Origin of the sequence: Amycolatopsis sp. (assembly GCF_035276945.1) — a bacterium.
Taxonomy (GTDB): Bacteria; Actinomycetota; Actinomycetes; order Mycobacteriales; family Pseudonocardiaceae; genus Amycolatopsis_E.
This window is the reverse complement of sequence record NZ_DATELF010000170.1, coordinates 1-8,307: the sequence shown is the minus strand read 5'-3', so window position 1 is coordinate 8,307 and position 8,307 is coordinate 1. Positions and strand designations below refer to the sequence as shown.

Sequence of the window (8,307 nt, the reverse complement as noted above, 5' to 3'; positions counted from 1 at the left end):
AGTCAGAGGGGCCTCGGGTACAGCGGCCAGCGCCTTGAACGACGCGGGTTCTGGTCCGTTCCTCCAGAGCGATGCGTGCCCGTAGTCGATCGGCCAGGAATCGTTCCTGCAGATGGGCAGCGTCGGGCTTGCCGTCAAGGGTGACGAGACGGCAGTGAGCATCTGGAAGGTCCAGCCCGTCATACCGGGCCAGCGCGAGTAGAGCGTGCTCCGGATGAGTGAATGCGTCTAGGTTTGTGCGGACATCGCTCTTGGTCAGTTCGGGCCAGGAGTCTGGGTTGAGTTCATGGGCGACCTCGGAGCAGTGACGGCGAGTTGAGCCCGTCGCGGCTGCGGCCTTCGTCCACGAGGCCAGCAGGACACCAACTCGAATCCCGCTTCGCGGCGTGCGCTCGGCGGCGGCAATGTGTGGACGACTAGTCAGGGTCTTCGCGGTCGATCTGGTCCTGGAGCTTGTCCGCGCTGGGCGCGCTTGAGGAAGTGGAGCGCGGTCGCCGCGTAACTGTCGGGCTGGCGGATCGCTGACGACCGGCGCCCCGGAAAGTTCTTCAAAGAAATCCGGGAGGCGGTGTCGGATCGGGGCGGTGGTGTTCGTAGCAGGGGTGAGGCCGCCCACAAGGGGCTGGCACCAAGTAAAGGAAGCGCGAACATGAAGCTCACAACCATGACCCAGGTCACCATCGACGGAGTGATGCAGGGAAACGGCCACGCATCGGATGAGGACCGCGGGAACGGATTCGAGCGCGGCGGATGGGCCCTGGGGAAGGGTGACAACGAGACCCACGGGTTCATCAACCAGACCTACCAGCGCGCCGACGCGTTCCTGCTCGGCCGGCGGACCTACGAGTTGTTCGCCGGCTCGTGGGGGTCCTTGACGGTCGGGGATGTCCCTGGCTGGGAGCCCGTCATGCGAGCGTTGAACACACAGCCCAAGTACGTGGCGTCGACCACGCTCACCGATCCGGCATGGTCGGGCACCACCGTCCTGTCCGGAGACGTCGCGGCCGCCGTCCGAGAGCTGAAGGCCAAGTCGGGGGGTGAGCTGCAGGTACACGGCAGTGGCGCCCTGACCCGGTGGCTGCTGGCCAACGATCTGGTCGACGAGATGACTCTGATCGTGGTCCCGGTGATTCTCGGCCAGGGCGCGCGATTGTTCCCGGAGACCGGCCCTGATCTTGCGCTCGACCTGGTCGAGTCGCGAGTCGACGCAAACGGCGTAACGATCCAGGTCTACCGGCCGGCCGGGCGCCCGCAGTACGCGCCGACTGAAGCACCCAACCAGTGAACCACAGTGTCTTGACACCATAGGAGATGATCTTCAGATACAGTACCTGATTTCCGTGATCCACGACAGGGGCGACGACGCCACCTCCGAGGAGCACGCTGCGATCGACGTGTTCAACGACCGGCTCCAGGCCGAGGGCCACTGGGTCTTCGCAGGCGGGCTCGGCGTTCCCGACAATGCCACCGTCATCGACAACCGGGGCGAGGGCGCGGTGATCACCGATGGGCCGTTCCTGGAGTCGAAGGAGTTCGTCATCGGCTTCTGGATCATCGAGGCCCCCGAGCTCGATGTCGCGCTCAAGCTCGCCGCCGACGGGTCGAAGGCCTGCAATCGCAAGGTCGAGGTGCGCCCGTTCCTGGAAGCGTGATCGACATCCGGGCGGCGATCACCCGTGCCCACCACGAGGAGTGGGCGCGGGTGGTCGCCGCCCTGACGAAGCGATTCGGTGACCTCGACATCGCCGAGGAGGCGGCCGCCGAGGCGTTCGCGACCGCCGTGGAGCGGTGGCCGGCCGACGGCTTACCGCCCAACCCCGGCGCCTGGCTGACCACCACCGCCAACCGCAAGGCCATCGACCGGATCCGGCGCGAAAGCAAGCGCGACGACAAGCACAAGGAGGCTCAGACCTTGTGGGACGACCCGGCTGTGCCGTCTGTGCCTGTCGGCGTCATCGACGACGAGCGACTCCGGCTGATCTTCACCTGCTGTCACCCTGCGCTCGCGATGCCGACCCGCGTGGCGCTGACGCTGCGCATGGTCGGCGGTCTGACCGTGCCCGAGATCGCCCGCGCTTTCCTGGTGCAGGAGACCGCCATGGGGCAGCGGATCACCCGCGCGAAGGCCAAGATCAAGGCGACTCGCATCCCCTATCGGGTGCCGTCCGCGGATGATCTCCCGGCACGTGTCTCCGGCGTCCTCGCCGTCCTCTTCCTCATTTTCAACGAGGGCTACCTGGCCACCGGCCCCGACACCGATCCACTCCGTCCCGACCTGACGGCCGAGGCGATCCGGCTCACCCGCCTGATCCGTGCCCTCCTGCCGACCGACGGTGAGGTGGCCGGGCTGCTGGCGCTGATGCTGCTCACCGAGGCCCGCCGTACCGCCCGGGTTTCGGCGAGTGGCGACCTGGTCCCGCTCGACGAGCAGGACCGCGGGTCCTGGGACGCGGAGCTGATCGCCGAGGGGCATCGGCTGGTGCGCGAGCGACTGGCTGCCGCCGCGGCAGGGGTCACTCCGGGTCGCTACCAGATCCTCGCCGCGATCAACGCCGTGCACACCTCCGCCCGCGACATGCGCGACACCGACTGGTCACAGGTCCTCGCCCTCTACGACCAGCTCGTCCGCCTCGACCCCTCGCCGGTCATCGCCCTCAACCGGGCCATCGCCCTCGCCGAACTCGACGGCCCTGACGTGGCACTCGCGGCCGTCGACCGTCTTGATCACAGGTTGGCCGGCTATCACGCCTACCACGCCACCCGCGCCGACCTGCTGCGCCGGCTGGGCCGCAGCCAGGAGTCACGCGCGGCCTACGGCAAAGCCATCGACCTGGCAGGCAACACCGCCGAGACCGCCTACCTGACACGCCGCCGCGACCAGTTGCGGTAGCCGGGATCCGATCGAACCCGCGCGAAGCGAAGGCCGGCCCCCGGGCCGCCCTGCCGACGCATTCCGCAACCTATCGCGCCGGCGACGGGGCTCTCGCTTCGTCCGAGATTCGAATGCCAGGTCGCGAGTACGCATTTCGCGGCGCCGAGCGCGCAGACGATGCCCGGTGATGGCAATCGGATCGACCTAATATTCGCATGAGGTCGTCAGCTTCTGACGGTCGGCACTGCACTGTCATCCGCATGAGCGGGCGTATCCGGCACAGGCACGCTGCTGACACCAACGAACAACAACCTCACAGGGCCATCGGATACCCACTGGGACCGACTCTCAGGGTCTCTGGTAACCGCCCCGCCGAACCTTTGCGTGAACGGGTTTCATGGTGACCGGTAAGCCATTGATCAGGAGGTTTGGGGGGTCTTCGAAGTTAGCCGGGCTTGGTGCGTCGCCGGGATGCGCGGGTGGTTGCGCAGCGTGATCGTAGGCGTTGGTTGGTGGGGTTGCGGAAGCCGAAGGCGTTGCGGGCTTCGAGCTTGATGAGCCGGTTGACGCCCTCGCTGGCGGCGTTGGTGATGCCGGTGAAAATGAATGCCTCGATCTCGGGCCACCATGCCTGGATGGTTCTGGCGAGGCGGTGTAGTTCGGTGATGTCGGTGTCGGCGCACCAGCGGTAGAAAACCCAGAGATGGTGGGAAATCCGGTGCCGGTCGGCGTCCTTCCGGGCCAGGGCCAGCAGCGTGCGGAGTTCTTCCTTGGCGATCCAGGCGGTCAGGATCTCGTCTCCGGCTTGGCCGAGGTCGGCCAGGCGGTTCCACATGTCGGTGAACTTCTCGACGGTGAGGTCTTCCCGGTTGCGCAGCAGGCGCCGGCGCAGCCCGTATTCGGGGTCGTCCTTGCGGACCCGGCGTCCCCGCAGTGTCGCGGTTACCCGCCGCCGTACCGAACTCACCATCTGGTTGGCCAGCTGGACCACGTGGAAGTGATCGACCACCAGCCTCGCGTGCGGTAAGTGCTCGGCAACGGTGGCCCGGTAGGCCGCGCACATGTCGATCGCCACAGTCGAGATGCCGTCACGCCACTGTTGTGTCCTGGCGGCCAGCCAGGCCCCGGCATCACCGGCCGAGCGGCCTTCGACCTGCCCCAGCAGGCCTTGATTCCCTGTCAGGTCAACAAACCCGGTAGTACTGGTGGGCCGCTGGCGAGGTGCCCGCCGAAGGCGGGCCCTTTCCAGCGGCCCACCAGTACCACCGGAACCCAGGTCGAGGAACTGGCGGATGCCGGCGGCCACCGCGGCGCGCACCGCACGGCCGAGAAACTCCCGGTTCAGCCTGCACAACTCTGCGACAGGCGGAAACAGATCGAGCGCGCGCTTACCGAACTCGCGATCGATCGCCCAGTTCTGATCGCCTCCGAGGTACCAGTCGTACACCCGGGCCGCGGACGGCCGCTCGATGTCCACCCCCTCAGGCGCCTCGGGCGCGGCGTCACGGCTCTCGGTCATGCTCAACTTCCCAACTTCGTCGTCGGGGCAAACTTGACCTGGAAGCTTAGCGGACCGAGGCGTCGCGTAGTTGCCCGCGCGAGTTGATGTCACGTTTGGTGTCTACCGCGCCGGGTGCGCTGGTCGCCATCCAAGACGTCAGCCATCTCGGCCACCTCGGCGAGCCACAACGAGGTACGGCCACTGCCCGACGCCCCAAAGCCTACGAGCGCTCTCCGGCCAGGACCGCTTCCGCGTCGTCCTCGATACCCAGAAATGAAACGGGCTGAACGTCGCGCACACTGAACTGTCCCTTGTGGAGGGTGGCGAAAAACGGGTTTCCCGGTTTTCCCCGCCTCAGTCCGGAGCGCGGATGCAGCGACGAGACCGTGACGGTTCCGGAGAACGATACGCACAGTGATGACCACCGTTCGTTGCACGTAGGGAGTTATCTTGAAGGTCAGACGCGCGTGCCGCGTACGCCCCGCAACCTGTGGCAAATTCGGCGGAATCCTGCTGGCCACCGCCATCGTCGCTGGTCTCCTGTTGTTTGCCCCGGGCGTGGCGCGCGCCGCGTCGCCGGCATACGTGCAGGGAAGTGCGTTCAGCACGAACGCCCAGGTGCCCGCCCTCGCGTTCACCACGAGACCGGTCCGGTCCGGCGATCTGCTGGTCGGCTGGTTCGCCCAGCAGAACGGGCCCGGCCAGGTCCAGGTGTCGGACAACGTCAACGGGGCGTGGACCCGGGCGCCGGCCAGCACTTCGTTCCAGGATGGCCACGGGGACATCGCGCTGTATTACCGCCCCGCGAGCAAATCGGCGCCATCCGGTCTCACGATCACCGTGCGCGCCGGCGGGCCGGCCAATCTCTCGGGTACTTTCGCCGAATACAGTGGCCTCGCGCTGTCCGGTCCACTGGATCAGATCGTTTCCGGCCGCGGCGTCGGCACCGCCGTCGACACCGGGGCCACCGCACCCGTCAAACGCGGCGAGCTGGTGTATTCGGCCGTTGTCGCGAAAGGGAATCCGGGCCAATTCGTTCCCGGATCGAGCCAGGGTAAGGGATACACACCCAGGGTCGTCACGTCCACGGGATCGGCCTACGAACAGGACATCATCGGCGCGAACGCGGGCAGCCAGAACGGCGCCGTGACCCTCGCCGACGCGGCGGCCTGGTACGCGGTGGCCGTGACCTTCCGACCCCCGCCGGCCAACAGCCAGCCACCGGAAACGACGACCCAGACCACCACGACGACGCCCACGACCACGACGACCCCGACGACCACGACGACGCCGAGCACCACCATCTGGCCGATCACGGTCACCCTGGACCCCACCGACCGGACCACGACCACGGATCCGGACACCGTCACCGAAACCTCGCCGACCACCACAACCACGACGAAGACATACACGACAACCGATCCGACGACCACCACAACGACGAAAACGGACACGTCGACCACGACGACGACCACCACCACAACGGAAACAGACACGTCGACGGAAACCACGACCACCACCACGACCGAAACCACGACCGAGACGTCGACGTCGACGTCGACGTCAACCGAAACTTCGACGTCAACCGCGACTTCGACGATCACGACAACCGTTCCGACGACCGTGACCGAGGGACAGCAAGTGACCGAGGGACAGCAGGTGACCGTAATGCCCCAGGGAGGAGTCGCCACCGGCGATGGGTCCTCCCTCACGGAAGCCACGAACCCGCCCCGGCGCCAGTTCCCATAGCCACCCAACCAGTCACTGCCGGAAACCGCTTCCAGGCCCGGCCGACAGCCCCAGCCACGCCCACGTGGCTGGGGTCCTTCGCGTGGTGGGTAACCCGTTGGGGGACTGTTTTTCGTTCGATGGGATGACCGCTTGCTTGTGTCTGCGGCGTTTTTCGCCCGGACGACGAGAGGGTCGCCGCACGAGGCAGCCGCGGGGCGCGTCGGGGACCGGCACCACCGGCAACCACCTCCTCCGGCCCTCGAATCCACTGTCCCGTTGACGAGAAAGGAAAAACCAGCGATGGGGGATCACGCCGTGAGCAGCCGCATGGCCACGTTGGAAAGGAAAGAATTCATGGGGGGCCTTCTCGCCCCGGCGCGCCTGGTGACCATCCGGGCCGCCGCTCCGTCGCCGTGCGGGGACAGGCTGATGCCGGTCCCGGCCGACATCGAGCACGACGGGTGGAGCTGTGCCAGGCCGCACGGGCATCTGCCCGGCTCGGACCACCTTGCCGAGGACGGTACGACATGGTGAACAGCCGCACCTTCACCTACGTCGTCACGGATCAGGATTCGGTACGCGCGATCACCCGCAGTCCCGAGTTTTCGGTCTACAAGCCTCCGGTGATGGCCAGCGCCCGGCTGATGGAGGTCTGCGAATGGTTCGCGATGGAGATGCTCCGCGAGGATCTCCGGGCCGACGAGTGCTCGCTGGGTGCCTGGCAGCACATCTCGCACTGCGGGCCGATCCCGATCGGCGCCCGGTTGACCATCGTCGTCGAATGCGACTCCCGCCGCGGCTCCTACAGCGAATGGCAGGTCGCCGTGCACGACGACCATGAAGAGGTTTGCCGTGCCAGGCTCGGGTTCGTCGTGGTGAACCAGGACGAGTTCACCCGGACCAAAGTTTTCAGCAAGGTCACCCCGTCGGGGACCACCACCACGGTCCTCGTGCCCGATCACGCCGGATAGCCCGCCGCCGCCGGGCGCGTCAAGGTCTCCCCGTGATCGCCGGGGAGACCTTGGCGCTTCCGGCCGATGAAGTGACACCCGAAAGCCTGGTTCGAACCACCTTCGTGGCATTTCCGCACGCGCGTCACTCAACAGTTTGTAAAACGCCTTCCCGGCCACCTCGACCCCTTGCCGGACCTCGCGGAAGCAACTAATTTCCTGGCTGCAGTCGATCTTTCGACGCGAATCATGAAACACCCGCGGAGATTGACCGCGCCTGCGTGGAATTTTTCTGCGGGATCAGACACAGGAGAGGTAATGTCGGGGTTCGAAGAGAAATCATGTTCATTGCCGGCGGCGGGCCGTCCGGCGCCGCGCCGCACCCGGAAGCTGGCCTGCGTGGTGGCCGGCGCCGTGGCCACGCTCGCGGCCGGCGGTCAGTTGCTGGCCGCCCCACTGGCCGCGGCGGCGACAACGGCCGACTCAACGGTGAACACGCCGTCGTCGGCGACACAGCCGGACTCGCAACGGAAAATCCTGCCGCAAGTCAAGCTGCCCGCGCTTGCGCAGTCTTCCTCGACGGCCGACGTCCCGGCGTGCCCGGGCACGCTCGGGCTCAGCGTGAACCCCGGGCTGATCGCGGCCGGCCTCAACTCGGTGGGCCTCGGCCTGGTGGTGAGCGGCCCCGCGGTGGGGTTGAGCGTGCGCATCCCCGTGTGCGTCGCGGGCATCGGTGTCCCGGGCCAGATCATCACCCTGCCCGGCGTCACACAGTGATCACCGGCCCGCGGCGGGTGCTCGGCGAAGCGCCCGCCGCGGGCCACTGAATTCCCTTTTCCGGCCATCACCGAAAATGTCTCCAATTGCACAAACCGGACATCCGAGCAAAACGACTCGAATCGCTTCCGAAAGAATTTTGTGACGATTGGTCACCCCGTTGCGTGATCAAGAATTCTCGTTACCGGGACGATGAGATTTCAGCTTCGGCGAAACATTTCACAGCGAACGAAGGGTAGGTAATGAGACAGCGTCAGGTACTGGGAGTGGCACTGGCGGTGCTGGCTCTGAGCGCGGCGTCCATCGGTACGGCCGCCGCCATCGACGGGCAGTCGCGGGCCGGCGGCGGCATCGTGGGACAGCAAGTCCTGGACGTGCCGACGACCACCACCAAGCCCACCAAGGACCACGACAGCAAGGACCCGGGCAAGACCAAGGAACCCACCAAGACCAAGGAGAGTGACAAGGACAAGGAC

Annotated in this window: 10 protein-coding genes; 7 read left to right on the top strand and 3 right to left on the bottom strand. The window is 66.6% G+C overall.

The genetic code is table 11. From position 1 onward, the window contains the following. Positions 1-183: hypothetical protein (locus VJT49_RS30465; RefSeq protein WP_324168420.1), on the bottom strand; the 183-nt coding region annotated here is incomplete at its 3' end. A 466-nt stretch (positions 184-649) separates the two neighbouring features. Here VJT49_RS30465 and VJT49_RS30460 point away from each other — a divergent pair. Genes VJT49_RS30460 through VJT49_RS30450 form a run of 3 tightly spaced genes read left to right on the top strand, consistent with a single transcriptional unit; the run spans position 650 to position 2,890 of the window. Next, the gene (locus VJT49_RS30460) at positions 650-1,285 is read left to right on the top strand and encodes a dihydrofolate reductase family protein (RefSeq protein WP_324168419.1); all 636 of its coding nucleotides are present in this window, start codon (positions 650-652) and stop codon (positions 1,283-1,285) included. A 37-nt stretch (positions 1,286-1,322) separates the two neighbouring features. Then, positions 1,323-1,652, top strand: coding sequence for a YciI family protein (locus VJT49_RS30455; RefSeq protein ID WP_324168421.1), 330 nt, complete (start codon positions 1,323-1,325; stop codon positions 1,650-1,652). Then, on the top strand, positions 1,649-2,890 hold the full coding sequence (locus tag VJT49_RS30450; RefSeq protein WP_324168418.1) for an RNA polymerase sigma factor: 1,242 nt from the start codon (positions 1,649-1,651) through the stop codon (positions 2,888-2,890). The genes VJT49_RS30455 and VJT49_RS30450 overlap by 4 nt, the downstream gene beginning before the upstream one ends. A 427-nt stretch (positions 2,891-3,317) precedes the next feature. On the opposite strand, the gene VJT49_RS30445 is transcribed toward VJT49_RS30450, so the two are convergent. Together VJT49_RS30445 and VJT49_RS30440 are read right to left on the bottom strand one after the other, a co-directional pair. Continuing rightward, positions 3,318-4,391 carry a transposase gene (locus VJT49_RS30445; protein ID WP_324168417.1) on the bottom strand — a complete coding sequence of 358 codons (1,074 nt, stop codon included), beginning with the start codon at positions 4,389-4,391 and terminating at the stop codon, positions 3,318-3,320. A gap of 1,079 nt (positions 4,392-5,470) precedes the next feature. After that, complete coding sequence (locus tag VJT49_RS30440) at positions 5,471-5,977, bottom strand: hypothetical protein (RefSeq protein WP_324168416.1); 507 nt, start codon at positions 5,975-5,977, stop codon at positions 5,471-5,473. A gap of 481 nt (positions 5,978-6,458) precedes the next feature. Here VJT49_RS30440 and VJT49_RS30435 point away from each other — a divergent pair, with 481 nt between their 5' ends. The 4 genes from VJT49_RS30435 to VJT49_RS30420 all read left to right on the top strand — a co-directional run. Next, the gene (locus tag VJT49_RS30435) at positions 6,459-6,638 is read left to right on the top strand and encodes a hypothetical protein (protein ID WP_324168415.1); all 180 of its coding nucleotides are present in this window, start codon (positions 6,459-6,461) and stop codon (positions 6,636-6,638) included. After that, complete coding sequence (locus tag VJT49_RS30430; RefSeq protein WP_324168414.1) at positions 6,632-7,075, top strand: thioesterase family protein; 444 nt, start codon at positions 6,632-6,634, stop codon at positions 7,073-7,075. Before VJT49_RS30435 ends, VJT49_RS30430 begins: the two co-directional genes overlap by 7 nt. A gap of 297 nt (positions 7,076-7,372) precedes the next feature. Continuing rightward, positions 7,373-7,831: a hypothetical protein gene (locus tag VJT49_RS30425; RefSeq protein ID WP_324168413.1), complete on the top strand. Its 459-nt coding sequence runs from the start codon at positions 7,373-7,375 to the stop codon at positions 7,829-7,831. 242 nt (positions 7,832-8,073) lie between these two features. Continuing rightward, positions 8,074-8,307, top strand: a 234-nt coding sequence (locus VJT49_RS30420; RefSeq protein ID WP_324168412.1) for a hypothetical protein, incomplete at its 3' end; no start/stop codon positions are given.